At 65.4% G+C, this 22,085-nt stretch carries 16 protein-coding genes and 2 riboswitches; of the genes, 6 read left to right on the top strand and 10 right to left on the bottom strand.

All coding sequences use genetic code 11. The features are described from left to right. Positions 1–37: 37 nt before the first annotated feature. Both FBX97_RS24355 and FBX97_RS24350 read right to left on the bottom strand, forming a co-directional pair. Positions 38–1,165, bottom strand: a complete 1,128-nt coding sequence (locus FBX97_RS24355; protein WP_255517623.1) for a GGDEF domain-containing protein — start codon at positions 1,163–1,165, stop codon at positions 38–40. A gap of 134 nt (positions 1,166–1,299) precedes the next feature. Continuing rightward, positions 1,300–4,026: a DUF1631 family protein gene (locus FBX97_RS24350; protein WP_141837571.1), complete on the bottom strand. Its 2,727-nt coding sequence runs from the start codon at positions 4,024–4,026 to the stop codon at positions 1,300–1,302. A gap of 405 nt (positions 4,027–4,431) precedes the next feature. Here FBX97_RS24350 and FBX97_RS24345 point away from each other — a divergent pair, with 405 nt between their 5' ends. Further along, complete coding sequence (locus FBX97_RS24345; protein WP_141837569.1) at positions 4,432–4,755, top strand: hypothetical protein; 324 nt, start codon at positions 4,432–4,434, stop codon at positions 4,753–4,755. Between the two features lie 161 nt (positions 4,756–4,916). On the opposite strand, the gene FBX97_RS24340 is transcribed toward FBX97_RS24345, so the two are convergent. After that, the gene (locus tag FBX97_RS24340) at positions 4,917–5,477 is read right to left on the bottom strand and encodes an ATP-dependent Clp protease proteolytic subunit (protein ID WP_141837567.1); all 561 of its coding nucleotides are present in this window, start codon (positions 5,475–5,477) and stop codon (positions 4,917–4,919) included. A gap of 154 nt (positions 5,478–5,631) precedes the next feature. Continuing rightward, a riboswitch (glycine riboswitch) is annotated at positions 5,632–5,717 on the top strand. Between the two features lie 24 nt (positions 5,718–5,741). After that, a riboswitch (glycine riboswitch) is annotated at positions 5,742–5,833 on the top strand. Between the two features lie 57 nt (positions 5,834–5,890). On the opposite strand from FBX97_RS24340, the gene gcvT reads away from it, so the two are divergent. From gcvT to gcvP, 3 genes are all read left to right on the top strand, one after another. After that, a complete protein-coding gene (gene gcvT / locus FBX97_RS24335; protein WP_141837565.1) occupies positions 5,891–7,024 on the top strand; it encodes a glycine cleavage system aminomethyltransferase GcvT in 1,134 nt (377 codons plus the stop codon). A 60-nt stretch (positions 7,025–7,084) separates the two neighbouring features. Continuing rightward, positions 7,085–7,465, top strand: coding sequence for a glycine cleavage system protein GcvH (gene gcvH, locus FBX97_RS24330; RefSeq protein WP_141837563.1), 381 nt, complete (start codon positions 7,085–7,087; stop codon positions 7,463–7,465). Positions 7,466–7,680: 215 nt separating this feature from the next. After that, a complete protein-coding gene (gcvP, locus tag FBX97_RS24325) occupies positions 7,681–10,587 on the top strand; it encodes an aminomethyl-transferring glycine dehydrogenase (protein WP_141837561.1) in 2,907 nt (968 codons plus the stop codon). A 181-nt stretch (positions 10,588–10,768) separates the two neighbouring features. Here the strand turns inward: gcvP and FBX97_RS24320 are convergent, their stop codons facing one another. Beyond that, positions 10,769–12,481, bottom strand: a complete 1,713-nt coding sequence (locus FBX97_RS24320) for a methyl-accepting chemotaxis protein (RefSeq protein ID WP_185748727.1) — start codon at positions 12,479–12,481, stop codon at positions 10,769–10,771. Positions 12,482–12,678: 197 nt separating this feature from the next. On the opposite strand from FBX97_RS24320, the gene FBX97_RS24315 reads away from it, so the two are divergent. Then, positions 12,679–13,008, top strand: coding sequence for a hypothetical protein (locus FBX97_RS24315; RefSeq protein ID WP_141837557.1), 330 nt, complete (start codon positions 12,679–12,681; stop codon positions 13,006–13,008). Positions 13,009–13,057: 49 nt separating this feature from the next. Here the strand turns inward: FBX97_RS24315 and FBX97_RS24310 are convergent, their stop codons facing one another. Then, a complete protein-coding gene (locus FBX97_RS24310) occupies positions 13,058–14,725 on the bottom strand; it encodes a peptide chain release factor 3 (protein WP_141837555.1) in 1,668 nt (555 codons plus the stop codon). A 440-nt stretch (positions 14,726–15,165) separates the two neighbouring features. On the opposite strand from FBX97_RS24310, the gene FBX97_RS24305 reads away from it, so the two are divergent. After that, positions 15,166–15,972: a Crp/Fnr family transcriptional regulator gene (locus FBX97_RS24305; protein ID WP_141837553.1), complete on the top strand. Its 807-nt coding sequence runs from the start codon at positions 15,166–15,168 to the stop codon at positions 15,970–15,972. 45 nt (positions 15,973–16,017) lie between these two features. Here FBX97_RS24305 and FBX97_RS24300 read toward each other — a convergent pair whose 3' ends face one another. The 5 genes from FBX97_RS24300 to pheT form a co-directional block, all read right to left on the bottom strand. Continuing rightward, positions 16,018–17,577 (bottom strand): CHASE3 domain-containing protein, encoded by a 1,560-nt coding sequence (locus FBX97_RS24300; RefSeq protein ID WP_141837550.1) that lies wholly within the window; start codon positions 17,575–17,577, stop codon positions 16,018–16,020. A gap of 293 nt (positions 17,578–17,870) precedes the next feature. After that, entirely contained in the window at positions 17,871–18,503 is a 633-nt protein-coding gene (locus FBX97_RS24295) for a response regulator transcription factor (protein ID WP_141837548.1), read from the bottom strand. Between the two features lie 197 nt (positions 18,504–18,700). Then, positions 18,701–19,105 carry a MerR family transcriptional regulator gene (locus FBX97_RS24290; protein ID WP_141837546.1) on the bottom strand — a complete coding sequence of 135 codons (405 nt, stop codon included), beginning with the start codon at positions 19,103–19,105 and terminating at the stop codon, positions 18,701–18,703. A 42-nt stretch (positions 19,106–19,147) separates the two neighbouring features. Then, positions 19,148–19,516, bottom strand: coding sequence for an integration host factor subunit alpha (locus FBX97_RS24285; protein ID WP_141837544.1), 369 nt, complete (start codon positions 19,514–19,516; stop codon positions 19,148–19,150). Positions 19,517–19,644: 128 nt separating this feature from the next. Continuing rightward, positions 19,645–22,071: a phenylalanine--tRNA ligase subunit beta gene (pheT, locus tag FBX97_RS24280; RefSeq protein ID WP_141837542.1), complete on the bottom strand. Its 2,427-nt coding sequence runs from the start codon at positions 22,069–22,071 to the stop codon at positions 19,645–19,647. Positions 22,072–22,085 lie beyond the last annotated feature (14 nt).

The raw sequence follows: 22,085 nt of genomic DNA, 5'->3' as shown, positions 1-22,085 counted from the left end.
TCGACGAAACACGCATCATACCATCTGTTGCTTGCTGTCAGGACAATTCGGCAGGCACGCGGCCGGCATCGATGGTGCGCGCCCTGCCCATCGCCTTGGCCCGGTACAAGGCAGCGTCGGCGCGGCGCAGGAGGCCGGCCATGCGCACTTCGTCCGGCGCGCGCAGCGCCATGCCGCCGCTATAGCCCAGCGGATGCCCGAGTTCGCGCATCGCGGCATCCTGCAAATGGATGCGGATGCGGCGGTCGAAGGCCAGCACCGCCTCCTCGTCGGCCCGCAGCAGCAGCACGCAGAACTCTTCGCCGCCGTAGCGGCACACGGTGTCGCCGCTGCGGCATGCGTTTTTCAGCACGCTTGCAAAAAACTGCAGGGCGCGGTCGCCGGCTTCGTGGCCGCGGCTGTCGTTGATCTGCTTGAAATGGTCGATATCGATCATCAGCACCGCGAGCGGACTGCCATAGCGGATGCTGTTCGCCAGTTCGATGTCGGCCTGCAGCAGCCAGGCGCGCCGGTTCAGCACACCGGTCAGGCCGTCGATGGTGGCCAGGCGCTCGAGCGCCCGCGCCGCTTCGTCGCGATGCGCCAGCAGGATACCGACCAGGCCGGCGACGGTGGTCACGTTGGCCACCAGGGCAAACGCCAGGTTGACCGGGTGCGGCGTCATGAAGGTCGGGAACTGTTCGGTAAAAAACGCGCCGAGCACGCCGCGCCATGCGGTGAACAAGGCCTGGACCGCAAGACCGGCGATCAGCAGCCAGCGCCAGCGCCCGACCGGCACGGCGGCGCGGCGCGCCAGGCCCACGATCATCAGCGCCATCTGCAGCGCCAGCAGGCCGTTGGCCCAGCCGACCCGGAACGCATAACTGGAGAAACCGGCGCCGTAGCCGGCCGTCATCGCGATGGCCAGCAGCGCCGGGACCCGATCCGGCGCACCGCGGCCGCACCACAGTTCGAAGGCGGCGGCGTTGCAGGCCAGTCCGCCGGAAATGCAGCCCATCGACAGCGTCGACAGCGCAAAATCCGCGGTTCCGCCTGGCGCTACCCGGCTTGACAGCAGAAGCAGTATCCAGCCGAGCGCCTGCAGCACGGCGCCGGCCTGGGCAAACCGGGCCGCCCGGTTGACGTTCCCCATCACGGACACCAATGCCAAGGCCATTGTCAGCATGCTGAAGGTCGTCGCAACGAGGATCGAGGCTACATCGAAGGGCATGACAGGGAGAAGGCCGAAGAAAGTAGGCACGGCCACACGCGTGGCATGGCTGTCTGGAAACAGTATAACCTACTATTTGTTGCCTGCTGTCAGTGAAACTTGGGGATGGCGCGATCCGGCGCGTGGCTCCCGGGCCCATCTCCCATCGCCGCCATCAGCACCTGGCCGACCACGCCTTCCATCGCCAGCACGCGCGCGGCGCCGGCGTGCAGCGCGTCGACCAGCTTCTCGGCCGTCATCGAAAACGCTTCGCGGCGCCCGCTGCCGGAAAAGATGAACAGGGTACGCAGCGGGCTGACCCAGGCCAGCCTGACCTTGCGCGCGTTGGTACGGGCGCCGTCGTCGCTGCGGAATTCGCACCACATGCCGCGCTCGAGGCCGTCCAGCGGCGAGATCGCATCCTGGCGCGCCGCTTCCTGGGCCGCGGCGGCGTTTTCCAGCTCGACCCGGCGCATGGCGTCGCGCTGGGCCGCTTCCACCGCCAGTTCCAGCTGGCGCTCGGGCGACAGCTCGATCGGGGCGCGCACGATGGCGGCGTGGTATTCGGCCAGGCGGGCAAAGAAGTGCAGGCGCTCGGCATCATGCCAGCGGATCGCGTCCAGCCACTTGTTGAGCGTGGCCAGCAGGCGCGGCAGGCGCGCGATCAGGGTCTTGCGCTGCTCTTGGGTCGCCTTCGGCTTGATGCTCCAGATCAGGTCATCCATCGCACGGGTGGCGTTGCCGACTGCGCCCGGCTTGTCGTCCTCGATGGTGTAGGCGAAGGTCAGCACGGTGGTCCAGCGCTGCTCGAGGAAGCCGCTCACTGCATCCAGGATCTCGCCGGCATCGGCACCGTCGGCGTCCTGGTCCTTGCCTGCGCCGATGCGCAGCGCCACCGCGTCGCGTGCGGCGCGCGTGGCCGCCGCCAGCTTTTCCTGCTTGAGTGCGGTGGCCACCGGGGTCGCCAGCGCCTGTTCCTCGGCGCGCTCTTCCTGTGCGATGCTGGCTTCCAGGCCGGCCACCGCCTCCTCGAAGCCGGCGCCCGCGCCGCCGCCCGGCTGCGCCACCCGGTCGACGCTGCGCTGCATGGCCTGGAATACCGGGTCGTCGCCATCCTTGTGCTGCTCCCAGCCCATGCGCGACAACAGGTCGACCATGCGCCGCGCCGGATGCGCTTCCTCGAAGAAGAAGCTTTTATCGAGCAATGCCGCTTTCAGCACCGGCACCTGCAGCAGCTGCAGCAGTTCGCGCGCGCGCGGCGGGATGCTGTCGTCCAGCAGCACGGTCTCGAACACGCGCGACAGCAGGTCGAGGGTATTGGCGTCGCCGCGCGACAGGCTGCCCTGCGGCAGGCTCTGCTTCAGGCGCGGCAGGTAGAACACCTGGTGCGGGGCAGCTGCACCGCCCTGCCCGCCGCCGTTGGCACGGGCGGCAGCCAGCACCGGCTCGATGCCGGCCACCAGCTCCAGCAGCGGCGCGCTGGCGACCATGGCCGCGCCCGGCGCCGCCTGCGGCAGCGGCGCGGCGCCGCTGGCGGCAGCGACCAGGCCCTGCACCGGGATACCGGCCCATTGCAGGGCGAGGCCGGGCATCGCCCCCGCGCCCGTGCCCACCGCGCCCACGGCAGCGCCGGCGCTGCCGGCAGCAGTCTGTACCTGGACATGGAAGGCAGCCTGGCCCGCGGCCACGCCCTGCGCCGGGAGCGCCGCGTGCGTCGGCGCGCCTGCGGCCGACTGGACCGGCTGGACCGGCTGGACCGGCAACGGGCCGGGAACGATGCCGGCGCCGGGCTGGAGCGGCGTGCCGCCCCCGCCAGCAACCCCACCCTGCAGGGGCTGGAAGACCGGGCTGCCGGCCGCTGGCGCGAAGCCCGCCGCCGGCTGCAGCGGCGGAGCAGCTGCTCCCGCGGAGGCAGTGACGGCGGCAGGCGCAGCGCCGCCAGCCGGATCGGCGCCCGCCCCGCCCTGGAACCCGGCCGCGGCACTCGGCCGCCAGCCGCCGTCGCCGGACGGCATCGCCGGCAGGTCCGGAATCAGCGGCACCCCATCCTCGCCGCCATCGTCGCCGAACAGCGCGCGCAACTGCTTCGCCAGCGCCGCGCGGCTGCCGGCGCGCGCTGCCCGGGCGGCGGCGCTGTCGTCGGTTTTCTGGATGCGCAGCGCGTCGACCGAGCCGGGCTGGCCTTCCTTGCGCTTCAGGACCTCGACCAGGCGCTCCAGCAGCGGTGCGAGGTCGAACACGATCTCGGGGCGCAGCAGCGGCTGGATCAGGCCGTGGGCTTCGGCGTCGGGCTCGAATTCGCGCCAGGCCTGGTCGAGCGCCTTCAGGAATACGGCTGGACGGAAGGGATTGGCGTCGGCGCGCAGCAGGCCGCGCTCGAGCAGCAGGCCGAGGCGGACCGACAGTGTCGCCAGCACGTCGGCATGCTGGATGTCGAAGGGGCGCGCCAGCGCCGTGAATGCCAGCTTGTCGTCGATTTCCTCGAGCGGCACCAGGCTCAGCGCCACGGCCGCAGCGGCGGCAGGCTGGCGCGCATGCGCTGCCGGGCCCAGGGCATCCAGTTCGGCGCGCACCGCCTGCCCGATCGCGGCCTCGGCCAGGTGCACGAAGGCGTAGCCGTTGTCCTTCAGCAGGCGCGCCGATTTCACGCGCTGGTAGACCGCACGCGTGTCCAGGCCCGGCGCATCGACCTCGGCCAGCGCCGCCGACATGCGCGCGGCCATGTCGCCCAGCGCGTCCTTGACGTGCGTCGAGACGGCACCGGCGAGCGCGTCCAGCGTCGCCTGCAAGGACGCGGCCTTACGGGCAGCCGGGGTCTGGGCTTGGCTTGCGGTCATGGGTCTGGAGAATGGCGTGGAATGCTCTGCTTATTGTGGCACATAATTTCCGGCTAGCAATCAGAATAGTTGCGCCGCCGTGGCTTCGGTCCGCTGCGCAGCATGGTCCAGCGCCGCCCCTGAAAGAATAATCATTCTATTGATGAGCTAACTCATCCATGAATTTACCGGTTATTAGCGATAAGTCTGGCAAACACAAAATAAGCATATTTGTTTTTCGCGCTTTTCAAGTAAAAACATTCTTTGATACCCAGTCCTAGTCCTACACGAGCTCAAGTGAAGCTCCGATACCCGTTCCAAGGCCGGGCTCGCATCATTGCACTACCGAAAACGCTGCTGAACAAACAAAGTTTAGACAACGTTTTGGCGAGCAGGACATTTCCCATTTTATCGAAAGGAATGATCATGACTACGAATAAAAACTCGCGTCCCGGCAATCAAGGCGGCACCCACGAACAACACGTGAAGGCCGGCCAGCAAAGCCACAAGAACGACGCCAACAAGCAATCCGGTTCCGCAGGCTCGAGCTCGCGCTCGCGTTCGGGCGGCGTCCAGGGCGGCACGCCGGAGCAGCATGCTGCTGCCGGCCGCCAGAGCCACAAGAACGACGGCAACAAGCAGTCGGCCTCGTCGGGTTCGGGCTCGCGTTCGGGCGGCACCCGCGGCGGTTCGCCGGAACAGCATGCCGAAGCCGGACGCCAAAGCCGCAAGAATGCCGGCAACCGCTGATCGGCTGATCAGGTAGAGGTAGATAAAAACAGCAGGGCCTGATGCGTCGAAAGCGCATCAGGCCCTGCTGTTTTCTATCTATCCGTAGCATGGCCAGGCGCATGCGCCTGGCGCGTCTCCGATCTCGGAGACGCGCCAGGCTTCTTGATCCAGTTAGATCATCAGATATTGCGCAGCGGCGCGCCACGCGGCGGTGCGAAATCGGTCACCTCGGTGATCAGTCCCGCGGCCTTGGCTTCGCGCGCGGTGAGGTGGAGGTCGCCGTACTGGTGGATGCCCCACTGCTCCGGCGAAAGTTCGATGTGCTTGCGCAGGATCGACTCGGTGCGCGCGTCGTCGGCGCGCAAGCCTTCGACGATGATGTTCAGCGCATCCGGGCGCGAACCCGGCGAAGCCGTCGCATGCGACTTGTGGATCATGAAGCGCGCCGTCTCGCTGGCGTAGCGCTGCCGGCCTGCCAGGAACAGGATCACCGCGATCGACGCCACCGCGCCGCCGTTGTAGGTGATGAAGTTGACCGGTGAATTGGCCATGAAGTTGTACAGGCACAGGCCGTCGCTGACGTAGCCGCCGTTCGACTGGACCAGCACGTGCGCCGTGTCGATACCGTCTTCGGTCATGTGGGATGTGGCTTCGAAGACGCGATGCACCATGTCGCTGTTCACGTCGCCTGACAGCGTGAACCACGCCTCCTTTTGTTGATTTGCTAGATCTTCGCTCATAGTCCCTCTCTTCTGTCACAAGGTTCGTGGGACAAGTGTAACAAATCACGGTTTGGCGCCATGTGGCCTACCAGCAAGAGTGTGCGCCCCTGCCATGAAAAGCAAGCTGCCAGCTCTCCGGATTGACTTCCCCCGGCCGCTGACATATCCTTCGCAGTCTTGACCGGGAGAGCGCAGCGCAGGCTGCCGCCGAAGGGGCATCACCCGAAAACTCTCAGGCAACCGGACCGGTCAAGGGACGCTGCGCCATCGAAGAATGGTGCGGCGGCCAACTCTGGAGAGCGGCCCTGGGGGCCCACCGAAGGGGCAGGCGGCATCGCCGCTATCTCTCAGGTACCGAGGACAGAGGGGTGCGCAAGGCATGCGGACGAGGTCCGTGTGCCCGAACCCCATTTCACGTGCCCGAGGACTCCATGACGCTCAAAGCGACCCCGCTCAACTCCGTACACCGCGCCGCTGGTGCCAAGATGGTCGACTTTGGCGGCTGGGACATGCCCGTCAATTATGGCTCGCAGATCGAAGAACACCATGCCGTGCGCAGCGACGCCGGCATGTTCGACGTCTCGCACATGTGCGTGGTCGACCTGCAGGGCCACAACGTGCGCGCTTTCCTGCGCGGCCTGCTGGCCAACAACGTCGACAAGCTGCAGGCGCCGGGCAAGGCCCTGTACTCCTGCATGCTCAATCCGCAGGGCGGCGTCATCGACGACCTGATCGTCTACTTCTTCGACGAGACCTGGTTCCGTCTGGTGGTCAATGCAGGCACCGCCGAAAAGGACATCGCCTGGATCCGCGAGCGCAACGAGACCTCGGGCTCGGGCCTCTCGATCACCCCGCGCCGCAGCGACATCAACGAACACGTCACCGACGACGGCATCGCGCTGGTCGCCGTGCAGGGTCCGAACGCGCGCGCCAAGTTCTGGGAAACGGTGCCGGCCGCGCGCGAAGCCTCGGAAGGCCTGAAGCCGTTCAACGCCGTCATCGTGAAAGACACCCCGTTCGGCGAACTGATGGTGGCCCGCACCGGCTACACCGGCGAAGACGGCTTCGAGATCGGCGTCGCCGCCGGCCAGGTCGACGCGCTGTGGAACGCGCTGGCGGCGCAGGGCGTGAAGCCGGCCGGCCTCGGCGCGCGCGACACGCTGCGCCTTGAAGCCGGCATGAACCTGTACGGCCAGGACATGGACGATACCGTGTCGCCGCTGGACGCCGGCCTGGCCTGGACCGTCGACCTGGTGTCGGAGCGCGACTTCGTCGGCAAGAACGCGCTGCAACGCGGCCAGCACCAGCAGTTCGTCGGCCTGATCCTGCGCGAAAAAGGCGGCATCCTGCGTGCCCACCAGAAAGTCATCGCCGCATCCGGCAACGCCGGCGAGATCACCAGCGGCACCTTCAGCCCGTCGATGCAGCAGGCGATCGCGCTGGCGCGCGTGCCCATGGACGTGGCCGTGGGCGACACCGTGCACGTCGAAATCCGCGACAAGAAGCTGGCCGCCTCGGTGGTCAAGCTGCCGTTCGTGCGTAACGGCAAAGTGCTGGCCGCGTAAGCGCGCCGGCCGCACCCGAACAAACTATACTGACTGAACCATCCCCATTAGGAGCTACGCATGAACATCCCAGCCGACCTGAAGTACACCGAATCCCACGAGTGGGTCCGTCAGGAAACCGACGGCACCCTGACCGTCGGCATCACCGAATACGCGCAGGACGCGCTGGGCGACATCGTGTTCGTCGAGCTGCCGCAAGTCGGCAAGACCTTCACCGCCGGCGACGACGCCGCCGTGGTGGAATCCGTGAAAGCCGCCAGCGACATCTACGCCCCGGTCTCGGGCACCGTGGTCGCCGTCAACCAGCCGACCGCCGACGCGCCGGACTCGATCAACGCCGACGCCTACAGCGCCTGGCTGTTCAAGCTGCAGCCGGCGGATCCGGCGGCCATCAACGGCCTGCTGGATGCGGCTGCCTACGGCAAGGCGACCGAGGAGTGATGTTTTTGACAGGCGCGCCCAAGGGCGCGCTTGTTGTTTGTCTGTTCGACCCAATATCGTTTCGATTGCACCCTACCGGTGCCAACGTCGCCCCTGCGAAGGCAGGGGCCTCAGGTTCGCTCCGTAGCCTGCGCAAAAAATTGGACCCCTGCCTTCGCAGGGGCGACGGCGCATAGTTTGCCTACCCGGCCGATTTTTCCCTTTCTGCTCATACCATGACCCGCACCAGCCTGACCCAACTCGAAGCCCGCGACGGTTTCATCCCGCGCCACATCGGTCCGTCCGACGCCGAACAGGCAGCCATGCTGTCCGTCCTCGGCTACGCATCGCGCGCCGCGCTGATCGATGCCGTCGTTCCCGCCAACATCCGCCGCAAGGACAAGCTGGACCTGGGCGAGTTCTTCGAGCCGCTGCCGGAAATGGCCGCGCTGGCCAAGCTGAAGGCCATCGCCTCGCAGAACAAGGTCATGAAGTCGATGATCGGCCAGGGCTACTACGGCACTACCACCCCGCCCGTCATCCTGCGCAACATATTCGAAAACCCGGCCTGGTACACCGCCTACACCCCGTACCAGCCGGAGATTTCGCAGGGCCGCCTGGAAGCGATCCTGAACTTCCAGCAGGTGATCATCGACCTGACCGGCATGGGCATCGCCAACGCCTCGATGCTGGACGAAGGCACCGCCGCCGCCGAAGCCATGACGCTGATCCAGCGCGTCGGCAAATCGGCCTCGAAGGTGTTCTACGTCGCCGACGACGTGCTGCCGCAGACGCGTGAAGTGGTCGAGACGCGCGCCAGGCCGATCGGCGTCGAAGTGCGCACCATCGCCGCCGCCGACATCGAGAACCTCACCGACACCTGCTTCGGCGTGCTGCTGCAGTACCCGGGCGTGAACGGCGACGTGCGCGACTACCGCCACGCGGTCGAGAAGCTGCATGCGGCCGGCGCCATGGTCATCGTGGCGGCCGACCTGCTGGCCCTGACCGTGCTGACCCCGCCGGGCGAATGGGGCGCCGACGTGGTCGTCGGCAACAGCCAGCGCTTCGGCGTGCCGCTCGGTTTCGGCGGCCCGCACGCCGGCTACCTGGCCACCCGCGACGAATACAAGCGCAGCATGGCGGGCCGCCTGGCCGGCGTCACCATCGACGCCCAGGGCAACAAGGCATTCCGCCTGGCGCTGCAGACGCGCGAACAGCACATCCGCCGCGAAAAGGCGACCTCGAACATCTGCACCGCGCAGGTGCTGCTGGCCGTGATGGCGTCGATGTACGCGATCTACCACGGCCCGAAAGGCCTGGAGCAGATCGCCCGCCGCGTGCACCGCTACACCGGCATCCTGGCCACCGCGCTGCAGGGCGCCGGCTTCCAGCTGGCTAACGAAACTTATTTCGACACGCTGACCATCGTCGCGGACAACGCCGACGAGGTGCACCGCATCGCGAACGAAAACGGCGTCAACCTGCGCCGCATCGACGCGCGCCAGGTCGGCCTGTCGCTCGACGAGACCACCACCCGCGACGACATCGCCGTGCTGGCGAAGATCTTCGGCGCCGCCGCCGGCAACGGGTCGGGAAACAGCGTCGCCATCGATTTCGACAGCCTCGACAGCGACGTCCAGGACGCCTTCCCGGCCGCCCTGGCGCGTACCAGCGCCTACCTGACGCACCCGACCTTCCACCGCTACCACGCCGAGCATGAGATGCTGCGCTACCTGCGCGCGCTGGCCGACAAGGACCTGGCGCTGGACCGCACCATGATCCCGCTGGGTTCGTGCACGATGAAGCTGAACTCGACCTCGGAAATGATCCCGGTCACCTGGCCCGAGTTCTCCAACATCCACCCGTTTGCCCCCGATGACCAGACCGTCGGCTACCGCGAGATGATCGGCCAGCTAGAGAAGATGCTGTGCGCCGTCACCGGCTATGCCGGCGTGTCCCTGCAGCCGAACGCCGGTTCGCAGGGCGAGTACGCGGGCCTCCTGATCATCAAGAAGTACCACGAGTCGCGCGGCGAAGGCCACCGCAACATCTGCCTGATCCCGTCCTCGGCGCACGGCACCAACCCGGCATCGGCCAACATGGTCGGCATGCAGGTGGTGGTCACCGCCTGCGACGAAAACGGCAACGTCGACCTGGCGGACCTGAAGAAGAAGGCCGAGCAGCACAGCGCCAACCTGGCCTGCGTGATGGTCACCTACCCGTCGACCCACGGCGTGTTCGAGGAAGGCATCAAGGAACTGTGCGAGATCGTGCATGCGCACGGCGGCCAGGTGTACGTGGACGGCGCCAACATGAACGCGCTGGTCGGCGTCGCCGGTCCGGGCCTGTTCGGCGGCGACGTCAGCCACCTGAACCTGCACAAAACCTTCTGCATCCCGCACGGCGGCGGCGGACCGGGCGTCGGTCCTGTCGCGGTCGCGGCGCACCTGGTGCCCTTCCTGCCGAACCAGGCCTCGACCGGCTACCAGCGTGACGAGCAGGGTATCGGCGCGGTCAGCGCGGCGCCCTACGGCTCGGCCTCGATCCTGCCGATCTCGTGGATGTACATCGCGATGATGGGCGCCGACGGCCTGACCGCCGCCACCGAGACGGCGATCCTGAACGCCAACTACATCGCGCGCCGCCTGGCGCCGCACTACCCGGTGCTGTACACCGGCCACGACGGCCTGGTGGCGCACGAGTGCATCATCGACCTGCGCCCGCTGCAGGATGCCACCGGCATCAGCAACGAAGACGTGGCCAAGCGCCTGATGGACTTCGGCTTCCACGCCCCGACCATGAGCTTCCCGGTGCCGGGCACGCTGATGATCGAGCCGACCGAATCCGAAGCCAAGGTGGAGCTGGACCGTTTCATCGAGGCGATGATCACCATCCACGCCGAGATCGTGAAGGTCGAGCGCGGCGAGTACGACCGCATGGACAACCCGCTGAAAGGCGCGCCGCACACCGCGGAAGTGGTCACCGCCGACGACTGGCAGCACACCTACACCCGTGAGGTGGCTGCGTTCCCGGTGCCGTCGCTGCGCAAGAAGAAGTACTGGCCGCCGGTCGGCCGTGCCGACAATGCGTACGGCGACCGCAACCTGTTCTGCGGTTGCGCGCCGATCAGCGATTACGAGTAAGCGGCAAGAAAAGCGGGTGAAGCGCAACTACACGGGTGCGCTTCCATGAAGCCCGCTGCAACGATACGTCGCCCCTGCGTAGGCAGGGGTCCAAGTTCGACGCGTTCCGACTGCGTTTGCAACTTGGGCCCCTGCCTTCGCAGGGGCGACGGCTTTGGCGCTGACGGTTCTCGGTCGACGGCTAGCTGATCGATCTACTTTGACCACGGCTCGCCGCCAGCCGCAGGTAGGGATGCCCGGCGCCGCCGGGGCGCCGGTCCGGCGATCCGGCCGGCCCGGCGTCGTTCTGCTCGGCCCGGCTCCTGAGATCGTGCGTATTCACCGGCGTATCCGGCCCATGCACCGCCTCGTCCAGCCGGAACGCCGCTACCGCGCGCGACAGCGTAAGGGCCTGCTGCTGCAGGCTGCGTGCCGCCAGCGCCGCTTCTTCCACCATGCGCGACCCCTGCTGGGTCATCTCGTCCATGCGCACGATGGCCTGGTTGACGCCGGCCAGTTCCTGCACCCGTTCGGCACTGGCGCAGCCGATGCGGTTCACGATATCCCCCACTTCCTGCACCGAGCTGGCCAGGTCGGCCATGCTGGTGCCGGCATCGAGCGCCCAGGCGTGGCCGCTTTCGATCGTCGCCACCGACTGCTGGGCCAGCTCGCGCGCCTCGTGCGCGGCCAGCGCGGCGCGCTGGGCCAGGGCGCGGATGTCGCAGGCAGCCTGGGCGAAGCTCTGGCCGCCCTCCCCGGTCTGGGCCGCTTCCACGGCCGCGTTCAGCGCCAGCATGCCGGCGCGGTCCAGCGCGGTTTCGATGGTGCCGCCGAGTTCTTCCAGGCGGCTGGCGCTGCGGCGCACGTTGTCCAGCGTCGTCACCAGGCGATGCACCACGCTGTTGCCCTGCTGGGCGGCTTCCGACGCGCTCTCGGTCAGGCGGTTGGCCTGCTCGGCGCTGTCGGCGGTGCGGCTGATTGCGTCCGCCAGTTCCTGCATCGAGGACGCGGTCTGCTCGAGCGAGGCGCGCACGCCGGCGCGCGGCGGCAGGCCGGCGCGGCCCAGCGTGATCTCGCGCGAGGACGAGCCGATCGAGCGCGCCGAATCGAGGATGGTGCGCAGCAGGCCGTTCAGGCTGCGGATGCTGGCATCGAGGGCGCGCGAAGTGTCCGCGATCTCGTCGTTGCCATACACGCGCGGCTTGACGGTGAGGTCGCCGCTGGCCAGGCCGTTGAGCGCCGTCTCGATGGCGCCGACCTCGGCCAGCAGCGAACGCCGCACCGCCATCGTGATCGCCAGCGCCGCCACGATCGACAGCGCGATCACGATCGGCATCAGGGTCTGCACCGTCTTGAAGTCGTCTTCGGCGCCGTTCGAGGCTTGCTCGGACAGTTCCTGTTCGCGCTGCGACAGCTCGGCCAGGCGCTGCGACACCGTGGCGAACGCGCGCTCGGCCTTGGACATGGCGTTGGCGCTGATCGACTGGTCGAGCTGGGCGATCTCGATCACGTCCTGCACCGCCGTCACGTAGATGCCCCAGGCGCGGCGCGCCTGTTCGACGTAGCGCCGTTCGCCCGGGCTGTCGCCGGTCAGGCGCGCCAGGCTGGCGAAGCCGCGCTCGACGGCGGCGTGCTGGATCTGCACGTCGCGCGCCAGCGGTTCGATGCGGCTGCGCGGAAAGCTGCCGCTGATCCAGGTCAGCACCTGGTAGGCTTGCGCGTGAGCGCGCTGGCTCGACGCCGCCAGCTCGGCCGCGGCGCGCATGTGCACCGCGCGCTGCTGGACGATGACGTCGAGCGAGTTGTTCTGGCGTACCATCGCATAATAGGCGCTGCACGACAGCAGGATCAGCAGCACCAGCGCGACCGCCGGTGCCAGCAGTAGTTTCGGCCCGATACGCAGGCGTGAGAGCATCCCGGCGCGCATCTCAGCCGAGGCTCCGAGCCGGTTGCCGGGCGCCGCCAATGCGGCGATTGAAATCGAATGCGAGCGTCATGGTTTCCTCCCCTGTCAACAATGTCGCCGAGCTATTTCCGGTGCGCATTTAATGAATCTACGCTGTGGCGCATGGCCGCATTTGTGATGTGTCAATGCATGAAGAAGGAGCGTGAATGAAGTCGAAGTTTGTGGCGGCGCTGTTGTCTGCGCTGGTATTTCCGGGGGTCGGCCAGTACTACCTGGGGCGCAGGCAGCGGGCATGGCTGTTTATCGTCGTGGCCGCGGTGGGTGGCTTGCTGTACCTGAATCATGCGCTGGGGCAGGCGAACGAGCTGGCCGATCAGGTGCTGTCGGGACGGGTGGCGCTCGATCCGGCGGCGATCGAGGCACAGATCGCGAAAGCGCCGACGCCGCTGTCGGTGTCGATCAGCGGCGTCGTGTTCGTGGTGAGCTGGGTGGGAAGCGTTCTGGAGGCGCTGCTGGTAAAACCGCCCCTGAGATAACGCGTGCGTTACGGGTAAGTGGACGGGTTTCCCCCCGTCCACCCTTCGCTCAATCCAGCTTGGCCGCGTGCTCGCGCGTCGCGTGGAACTGCAGCTTCGGCCAGCGCTCCTGGGTCAGGCGCAGGTTGACGCCCGAGGTGGCCAGGTAAGCCAGGTTGCCGGCGGCGTCATAGGCGACGTTCGGCGCCAGCGCGGTCTCGAAGTCCGACAGCGACTTTTTATCGTCGCTCGACACCCAGCGCGCGCTGCTGATGCTGGATCCTTCGAACACGGCGTCCACGCCGTACTCGTTCAGCAGGCGGCTCGCCACCACCTCGAACTGCAGCACGCCGACCGCGCCCAGGATCAGGTCGCTGCCGATGACCGGCTTGAACACCTGCACGGCGCCCTCTTCGCCCAGCTGCTGCAAGCCTTTATGCAGCTGCTTGGTCTTCAGCGGGTTACGGATACGCACCGTGCGGAACAGATCCGGCGCGAAGTACGGGATGCCCGTGAAGGTGAGGACTTCGCCTTCGGAGAAGCTGTCGCCGATCTGCATGTTGCCGTGGTTCGGCAGGCCGATGATGTCGCCGGCATACGCCTCTTCCACCTGTTCGCGCGACGATGCCATGAAGGTCACCACCGACGACAGCTTGACTTCGCGGCCGAGGCGCAGGTGCTTGACCTTCATGCCCTTTTCGAAGCGTCCCGAGCACACGCGCAGGAAAGCGATGCGGTCGCGGTGGGCCGGGTCCATGTTGGCCTGGATCTTGAAGACGAAGCCGGAGAACGGCTGCTCGTCCGGGTTCACGGCACGCACGGTGGCGTCGCGCTCGCGCGGCGCCGGCGCCCATTCGACCAGCGCCGACAGGATCTCGCGCACGCCGAAGTTGTTGATCGCCGAGCCGAAGAACACCGGGGTCTGCACGCCGGCCAGGAAGCGCTCCAGGTCGAACGGATGCGAAGCGCCGTGCACCAGCTCGACTTCCATCTTGAGCTGGTCCATCTCGAGCGGGAACATTTCGGCCAGTTTCGGGTTATCGATGCCCTTGATGACTTCGTAGGCGCCGTCGGCCTTTTCCTCGCCGGCCTTGAACAGCATGACTTCGTCGTTCAGCAGGTGGTACACGCCGCGGAAGTTCTTGCCCATGCCGATCGGCCAGGTCACCGGGGCGCATTCGATCTTCAGCACCGATTCGACTTCATCGAGCAGCTCGAGCGGATCGCGGGTTTCGCGGTCCATCTTGTTCATGAAGGTGACGATCGGCGTGGCGCGCATGCGGCAGACGTCGAGCAGCTTGATCGTCTGTTCTTCCACGCCCTTGGCGGCGTCGATCACCATCAGGGCCGAGTCGACCGCGGTCAGCACGCGGTAGGTATCTTCCGAGAAGTCCTGGTGGCCCGGGGTGTCCAGCAGGTTGATCACGTGGTCGCGGAATTCGAACTGCATCACCGACGAGGCCACCGAAATGCCGCGCTGCTTCTCGATGTCCATCCAGTCCGAGGTCGCGTGGCGGCCGCTCTTGCGGCCCTTGACGGTACCGGCCAGCTGGATCGCACCCGAGAACAGGAGCAACTTTTCAGTCAGCGTGGTCTTACCCGCGTCCGGGTGGGAAATGATGCCGAAGGTGCGGCGGCGTGCGACTTCGCGGGCGATCAGCGCGGCCGGTTTGGCGTCCGCGGCAGCGGTGCCGGCGTCGATATTGTCTGGGGTGATGGCTGCAGTTTCGTTGGACATGGTCTCGCCTTTGCGGCGCTTGCAAAACAGTCGATTTTACCGATACCGGGACGGCTTGTGTGAACTGATTGGGGCACCGGCGGCATCGCTGAGCAAACGTTTCATCAGAGGGAAAACCGGAATGCCGCGCGGGCGCGCCGATTTTGACGTACTCAGCAGTAGGACAAATGTAGGAGAAGCACGTTTCACAACACGCCGAAGAGGCTTCGGACGAAAAATTTATGCCTGAAATCCATGTCCAGACCCTCAAAAAACCCTGTTTTCGGCATTTCCTCCCAGTAGGACTGGACTGACAAAACATCATGCATAGGACCTACAGGGGGGCGACAGCCAGTCTTATGTTCGCCAACATACGTAACCGTTAATCTTCTCACATCGCGATGAGGAAACCCATCCAAGCAATCGCCCCCGACGTAAGACAGAGATAAAGAGGATATAAAATGAATAACGCTCAACTTGGTGCTGCCGCGCAAAAGAAATCGCTGGGCCAGATCCCGACCACCTCTGAGGATCTGAAAACCGCGTCCCGCCCGGTTGTTAGCTACAGCGGCACCCAACAGAACGAGCTGCTGGCAGCCCTGCCGCGCCAAGACCTGGAAACCCTGTTTGAGCATCTGGAACTGGTTCCGCTGCCTTTCGGCAAAGAACTGTTTGAATACGGCAGCAAACTCGAATACGTCTACTTCCCGACCACCGCCATCGTGTCGCTGCTGTACGTGATGGAAGACGGTGCGACGACTGAAATCGCCGTGGTCGGCCACGAAGGCGCCGTCGGCGTGTCGCTGTTCATGGGCGAGCGCGCCACCTGCGGCGCCGTGGTCCAGAGCGCTGGCTACGGCTACCGCCTGAAAACCCAATACCTGCGTGACGCCTTCAACAAGGGCGGCGCCCTGCCCCAGCTGCTGATGCGCTACACGAACGCGCTGTTCGCCCAGATGGCACAGAACGCCGTCGGCGGCCGCCACAGCTCGATCGAGCAGAAACTGTGCCGCTGGCTGCTGGACCGCCTGGACCGCTCGCCGAGCAACGAACTGAAAGTGACCCAGGAACTGATCTCGATCATGCTGGGTGTGCGCCGCGAAAGCATCACCGCTGCCGCCGGCAAGCTGCAGGATGAAGGCCTGATCCAGTACCGCCGCGGTAACATCACGGTGCTGAACCGCCAGGGCCTGGAAGACTACGCCGGCGAGTGCTACAAGGTCGCCAAGAGCGAATACGACCGCCTGCTGATGGACGTCGCACGCTGATTCACCTGCCAGCGCCGGGGCGGCCGTCCAGCATCACCTGGACGATCAGCCGGCCCAGCGCTGATGAAGTTCTTCCGGCCCAGTCAACTGGGCCGTTGTCTTTTCTGCAGTCTGTTCTACGATCTGTTCTGCTGCCTGCGCCGTGTCCGGCGTTGCTTCCGGCTTATGCGCGACCAGCGTCAGCGCCGGCTTGCCGGCAGCTTCCGCTTCGGCGCCGGCACCCGGCGCGCTCAAGGGCACGATGGCATGCACGCTTGTGCCGAGACCATTGACGCCACGCCCCACCTTCAGGCTCCCGCCCAGCAGCGCCGCGCGTTCGCGCATGCCCAGCAGGCCGTGCGATTTCGGCCGCCGCATCGCATCGGGCGGAATGCCGACGCCGTCGTCGCTCACTTCCAGCACCAGCGCTTCGCCCTCGATCGCCAGGTGCACGATGACATGGCGTGCCTTGGCATACTTGGCGACGTTGTTCAGCGATTCCTGGGTGATGCGGAACAGGGCAATCGCCTGCATCGGTGCGGCGCGGTCCACCTCGCGCTCGATCAGCGCCTCGCAATCGATCCCGCTGGTGCGGCAGAAATCCTGGCAATAGCTTTCCAGGGCGGCCGCCAGGCCCATGTTGTCGAGCAGGCTGGGACGCAAGTCCTCGATGATGCGGCGTTTCAGTTCCACCGTATCGACCAGCGTCGCGCGGGCGCGCGCGAGCATCTCGGCCTGCGCCGGATGGCTATCCTTGAGCTGGTCGCCGACGCTGCTCAGGTGCATGCCGATGGCCGTCAGGTTGGCGCCCATCTCGTCATGCAGCTCGCGCGCCAGGCGCGCCTTTTCTTCTTCCGACACGCGGATCAGGTGGCGCGACAGCACCGACAATTGTTCGGTACGCGAAGCCACCACGTTTTCCAGGCCATCGTTGGTCTGCTGCAGCGCGCGCTCGGCCTGCAGGCGCAGGCGGTAGCCGCGGCGTATCAGGTTATAGAACAGCACCAGCACCACCAGCGCCGCGATATTGATGCCGATGCCGAACAGCGCGGCGCGGCGCGAATGCTCGTAAAAGGCGGCGCCGCGCGCAGCCAGCAATTCGTTCTGCTCGCCGGTCATGATCACGACCTGCAGCCGGATCTCGTCCATGTGGGTCTTGTCGTCCTGGGTGCGTGCAATCGCGACGATGTCCTCCAGGCCGCCATGACGGTAGACCTCGAGCGCCTGCCCCATCAGGCCGAGGCGGCGCGTGACGAGGGTGCGCAGCTGGGCCAGGTTCTTGAGCTGGGATGGATTGTCGGCGAGGAGGACTTGCAGCGTGGTGAACTCGCGCTCGAGTTCGCGCTGGGCGGTACGCAAGGGGCCGAGATAGGTGTCGGAGCCGGACAGGAAATAGCCGCGCATGCCGCTTTCGGCATCGGTCACGAGCAGGTTCAGGTATTGCAGGTGGCCGGCCACGCGGTCCGCGCGTGCCTGCCGGGCGTTCGCGTCGTTCAAGCCATCCAGGTTGCGCACCAAGCTGACGCCGTTCAATACCAGGAAGAGTACGCACACCACGCACAGTAGCGTCTGGTACAGCGGAAGGCTGCCGACCGGCCGGGACTTGGGGTCAGTGGTGAAGTACATCCTCGTGGTCCTTTGCCAGTATTGACTGTCCGGACCATTATAGACCGGTGAAAATTTCTCGTGAGCATGTACATGAACGAGAGCAGCCGATTGTGGCATGAGGACCACAGGAAAGAAACAATTCTTTACGAAAACTTACATATTAGCAAGTCTGCAGGCAAGTGTGTTGCTAATCCAGATAGTCAGGAAGGATACAGCAATGGCGATATGAACAACAGAGGGGGAAGAGAGACCGGTGCAGGGCGCACCGGCGGCATGCGGAAAAGAGCGGCGCCGTGGCCGCCCTCGCCTGCTCAGTCGAGCAGGTTGTTTTTCATGGCGTAATAGGTGAGGTCGCTGTTGGACTGCAGGCCCATCTTTTCCATGATGCGGGTACGGTAAGTCGACACCGTCTTGATCGACAGCGACAGCGCATTGCCGATGTCCGACACGGTCGCACCCTTGGCCAGGCGCAGGAACACCTGGAATTCACGGTCCGACAACTCGGTGTGCAGCGCCGTGTTGGGATCGCGGTCGAAGCTCTGGGCCAGCAGTTCGCCGACCTGCGAGCTGACGTAGCGCCGGCCCTGGTAGACGGTACGGACGGCAGTCTTGAGTTCGTCGGCGTCGCATTCCTTGTTCAGGTAGCCATTGGCGCCCATCTTGAACAGGTTCAGCGCGTATTGCTGGGCTGGATAGCCGGACAGGATCAGCACCGGCAGGTTGGGCTGGCCCTGGCGGATGGTCCGCAGGATATCGATGCCGCTCTGGTCGGGCATGGCAATATCCAGCAGCAGGACGTCGCAAATTTCACGACGTGCGATATCGAGGGCTTCACGCCCGGTTGCGCCTTCGGCGACGACTTCGAAATCGCCGGACGACGAAAATATCTGTTTGAAACCTGCTCGAACTATCTGGTGATCGTCACAAATGGCAACGCGTATCATTGTCTTCCCTTAGATTTTTCCTGGTACAGGAAAGAGCCGAGGCTGACACCTCACGCCCCGTTTTAGGTCATGCGTTTGAGTCAGCAACATTCGCAAGTGACATTCTAGCACCTCCGAGGTGCAGAACAACAGGGCGCACGAATACCTGAGCTCGCCTAACCTGGAATTGCCTCGGACCGGCGTGCCGGCAGGCCGGCTCAGACAGCCTGCGAACCGCCCCGCAGCACGGCAAGGATGGCCTGCAATTCCGTGCGCAACTGGTCCGGCGACAGTGTCGGAACCGGCGGCGCCTCAGGGATGGCTTCGACCTCATCGGGCGGGCCGTTGCGGCCATCGAGACGGTTGCGCGCGCCGCTTATGGTGAACCCCTGCTCGTACAGCAGCTCGCGGATCCGCCGGATCAGCAGCACTTCGTGGTGCTGGTAATAGCGGCGATTTCCACGGCGTTTGACAGGCTTTAGTTGGGTAAATTCCTGCTCCCAGTAGCGCAACACATGCGGCTTGACCCCGCACAATTCGCTGACTTCACCAATCGTGAAATAGCGCTTGGCCGGAATCGGCGGCAGCACGGTCAGTTCGTTCTTGTTCGGTCGATCGTTCATGGCTTACGTGGAGAGGAACCCGGTCGGCGATGCAGGCAGGTCTCAGGCGGCGTGTGCCAGCGCAGAGGTGCCCGTACTCGCTGGCCCGGCTTCCTCGACCATACCTTTCAGCTTCTGGCTGGCGTGGAACGTCACGACACGGCGCGCCGTGATCGGGATTTCCTCGCCGGTTTTCGGATTGCGCCCGGGGCGCTGCGGCTTGTCGCGCAGCTGGAAGTTGCCGAAGCCTGACAGCTTGACGGCTTCCCCACGCTCGAGCGCGTTACGGATTTCATCGAAGAAGGTCTCGACCATGTCCTTGGCTTCGCGCTTGTTCAGGCCGACCTGCTCGAACAGCAGCTCGGCCAGCTCCGCCTTGGTCAAGGTCGGCAATTCCTTTTCCGCTTCTTGCCGCACTCGCGCCACCTGCATCGCACGATGCAGGTCGGCGTTCAGCGCCTCCTGGAGTACGGCGGAATCAAGGTCATTATTATTAATTTGAAAGCCCTACCTTCAGATCAACAGTCATTTTGGAATGAGGGAACCCCTTCCAGATCCCCTCAGGCGCGCAATTTGGCGCCGTGTTTTTGTTGTGCCGCAGCAGCAAGCGCAGCCATGATGGCATCGACCGCATCGTCCTGCAACGTCGATTGAGTATCTTGCAAGCCAAAGCGGAACGCAAGACTTTTTTCGTCTTGTTCCAAACCTTTGCCGCGATATTCATCAAACAAAACAACGGCTTGCACGAGTTTCCCAACCGGATTGGACGATAGTTCTGCGCTGAAAGCATCCAGCAAAGCCTGGGCCGGGACGTCCTGCTTGACCACCAGCGCCAGGTCGCGCGTGGCGCCCGGGAACTTCGAAATCTCGCTGTAGCGCGGCAGGTCGCGCTGGCGCAGGGCTTCGGCGTCGACTTCGAACAGGACCGGCGCCTGCGGCAGGTCGTACTTCTGCTGCCAGCGCGGATGCAGTTCGCCGAGGAAGCCGACCTGCTTGCCGTCGATCTCGACCGCGGCGCAGCGGCCCGGGTGCAGGGCCGGGTGGTCCATCTTGGCAAAGCGTACCTGGCGCGGCGCGAACAGCGCTTCCAGGTCGGCCTTGACGTCGAAGAAATCGACCGCGCGGGTCGGCTGCCCCCACTGCTCCTCGAACGCAGGACCGTAGGCGATCGCGGCCACGCGCTTGGGCTGTTCGAAGCCGGCCACTGCCAGCGGACCATCCTGCACCTCGGCGTTGCGCTTGAACACGGCGCCGATCTCGAACACGCGCACGCGCCCGGCCTTGCGGTTCAGGTTGTAGCGCACGTTGGCGACCAGGCTGCCGATCAGCGTCGAACGCATCACGCTCATCTGGCTGGCGATCGGGTTCTGCAGGCGGATCGGATCCGTGTTGGCGGCGAAATCCGCTTCCCACTGCTGCTCCACGAAGCTCATGTTGACCACTTCCTGGTAGCCGAGGTCGGCCAGCTGGTGACGGATCGCGAACAGCGAGCGGGTGTTTTCCGGCTCGATCAGCATCGCGCTCGGGGCAACCGGCGGCAGCGTCGGGATGTTCTCGAAGCCGTACACGCGCGCGACTTCCTCGATCAGGTCTTCCTCGATCTCGATGTCGAAGCGGTAGGACGGCGAGGTCACGTGGAACTGGCCGGGTTCTTGCGTAAACGGCAGGCCCAGGCGGGTGAAGATGTCGGCCACCGTCTCGTCGGTGATGTCGACGCCGATGACCTTGGCGGCACGCGCGGTGCGCAGCAGCACCGGCTTGCGTTCCGGCAGATTGGCGATCTGGTCGTCGACCGGACCGACCTTGGTATCAAGCGTGCCGCAGATCTCGACGATCAGGGTAGTGATGCGCTCGATGTGTTCGACCGTGGTCGCGTAATCGACGCCGCGCTCGAAACGATGCGCGGCATCGGTCGAGAAGTTGTAGCGGCGTGCGCGGCCCTGGATCGCGTTCGGCCACCAGAAGGCGGCTTCCAGGTAGATGTCCGTGGTGTCCAGGGTGACGGCGGTCGAGTCGCCGCCCATGATGCCGGCCAGCGATTCGATTTCCTTGTCGTCGGCGATCACGCCAACCCACTCGTCGACCTCGACGGTATTGCCGTTCAGGAGCTTCAGCGACTCGCCCTTCCTGCCCCAGCGCACGTCGATACTGCCATGGATCTTGTTCAGGTCGAACACGTGCGACGGACGGCCGACTTCGAGCATCACGTAGTTCGAGATGTCGACCAGGGCCGACACCGAGCGCTGGCCCGAGCGTTCCAGGCGGCGCTTCATCCACTCTGGGGTGGCCGCCCTGGCGTTCAGGCCACGGATCACGCGGCCGGTAAAGCGGCCGCACAGGTCCGGTGCCGAGATCTTTGCCGGCAGCACTTCGTCGATCGTCACGGGGACGCTGCGCAGCGCCGGCAGGCTCAGCGGCGAGCCGGTCAGCGCCGACACTTCGCGCGCCACGCCCAGCACCGACAGGCAGTCAGCCTTGTTCGGGGTCAGCTTGATCGTGAATTTCAGGTCGTTCAGGCCGAGATAGTCGCGGATGTTCTGGCCGACCGGCGCATCTTCCGGCAGCTCCATCAGGCCGCTGCCCTCTTCCGAAATCTTGAGTTCCTTGGCCGAGCACAGCATGCCCTGGGATTCGACGCCGCGCAGCTTGCCGACCTTGATCTCGAAGGGCTTGCCGTCCGCGCCCGGCGGCAGCACGGCGCCGGCCTTGGCACAGATCGCCTTCATGCCGGCACGCACATTCGGCGCGCCGCACACGATATTCAAGAGCGTGCCGCTGCCGACGTCGACCTGGCACACGTTCAGGCGGTCGGCGTTCGGGTGCTTGGCCACTTCCTTGACTTCGGCCACGACCACGTTGGAAAACGGCGGCGCGACCGCTTCGACTTCCTCGACTTCGAGGCCGGACATGGTGAGCAGGTGGGAGAGTTCGTCCGAATTCATCTTCGGATCGACCATGGAACGGAGCCAGTTTTCGGAGAATTGCATAATCTTTTAGCCTT

Source organism: Herbaspirillum sp. SJZ107 (assembly GCF_006715485.1).
Taxonomy (GTDB): domain Bacteria; phylum Pseudomonadota; class Gammaproteobacteria; order Burkholderiales; family Burkholderiaceae_D; genus Telluria.
This window is presented reverse-complemented; position numbering and strand designations above follow the sequence as displayed.

Bases quoted from the DNA above. Each gene is read 5' to 3' on its own strand.
- FBX97_RS24355 (WP_255517623.1), bottom strand. From the start codon at position 1,165: ATGCTGACAATGGCCTTGGCATTGGTGTCCGTGATGGGGAACGTCAAC.
- FBX97_RS24350 (WP_141837571.1), bottom strand. From the start codon at position 4,026: ATGACCGCAAGCCAAGCCCAGACCCCGGCTGCCCGTAAGGCCGCGTCC.
- FBX97_RS24345 (WP_141837569.1), top strand. From the start codon at position 4,432: ATGACTACGAATAAAAACTCGCGTCCCGGCAATCAAGGCGGCACCCAC.
- FBX97_RS24340 (WP_141837567.1), bottom strand. From the start codon at position 5,477: ATGAGCGAAGATCTAGCAAATCAACAAAAGGAGGCGTGGTTCACGCTG.
- gcvT (WP_141837565.1), top strand. From the start codon at position 5,891: ATGACGCTCAAAGCGACCCCGCTCAACTCCGTACACCGCGCCGCTGGT.
- gcvH (WP_141837563.1), top strand. From the start codon at position 7,085: ATGAACATCCCAGCCGACCTGAAGTACACCGAATCCCACGAGTGGGTC.
- gcvP (WP_141837561.1), top strand. From the start codon at position 7,681: ATGACCCGCACCAGCCTGACCCAACTCGAAGCCCGCGACGGTTTCATC.
- FBX97_RS24320 (WP_185748727.1), bottom strand. From the start codon at position 12,481: ATGCTCTCACGCCTGCGTATCGGGCCGAAACTACTGCTGGCACCGGCG.
- FBX97_RS24315 (WP_141837557.1), top strand. From the start codon at position 12,679: ATGAAGTCGAAGTTTGTGGCGGCGCTGTTGTCTGCGCTGGTATTTCCG.
- FBX97_RS24310 (WP_141837555.1), bottom strand. From the start codon at position 14,725: ATGTCCAACGAAACTGCAGCCATCACCCCAGACAATATCGACGCCGGC.
- FBX97_RS24305 (WP_141837553.1), top strand. From the start codon at position 15,166: ATGAATAACGCTCAACTTGGTGCTGCCGCGCAAAAGAAATCGCTGGGC.
- FBX97_RS24300 (WP_141837550.1), bottom strand. From the start codon at position 17,577: ATGTACTTCACCACTGACCCCAAGTCCCGGCCGGTCGGCAGCCTTCCG.
- FBX97_RS24295 (WP_141837548.1), bottom strand. From the start codon at position 18,503: ATGATACGCGTTGCCATTTGTGACGATCACCAGATAGTTCGAGCAGGT.
- FBX97_RS24290 (WP_141837546.1), bottom strand. From the start codon at position 19,105: ATGAACGATCGACCGAACAAGAACGAACTGACCGTGCTGCCGCCGATT.
- FBX97_RS24285 (WP_141837544.1), bottom strand. From the start codon at position 19,516: ATGCAGGTGGCGCGAGTGCGGCAAGAAGCGGAAAAGGAATTGCCGACC.
- pheT (WP_141837542.1), bottom strand. From the start codon at position 22,071: ATGCAATTCTCCGAAAACTGGCTCCGTTCCATGGTCGATCCGAAGATG.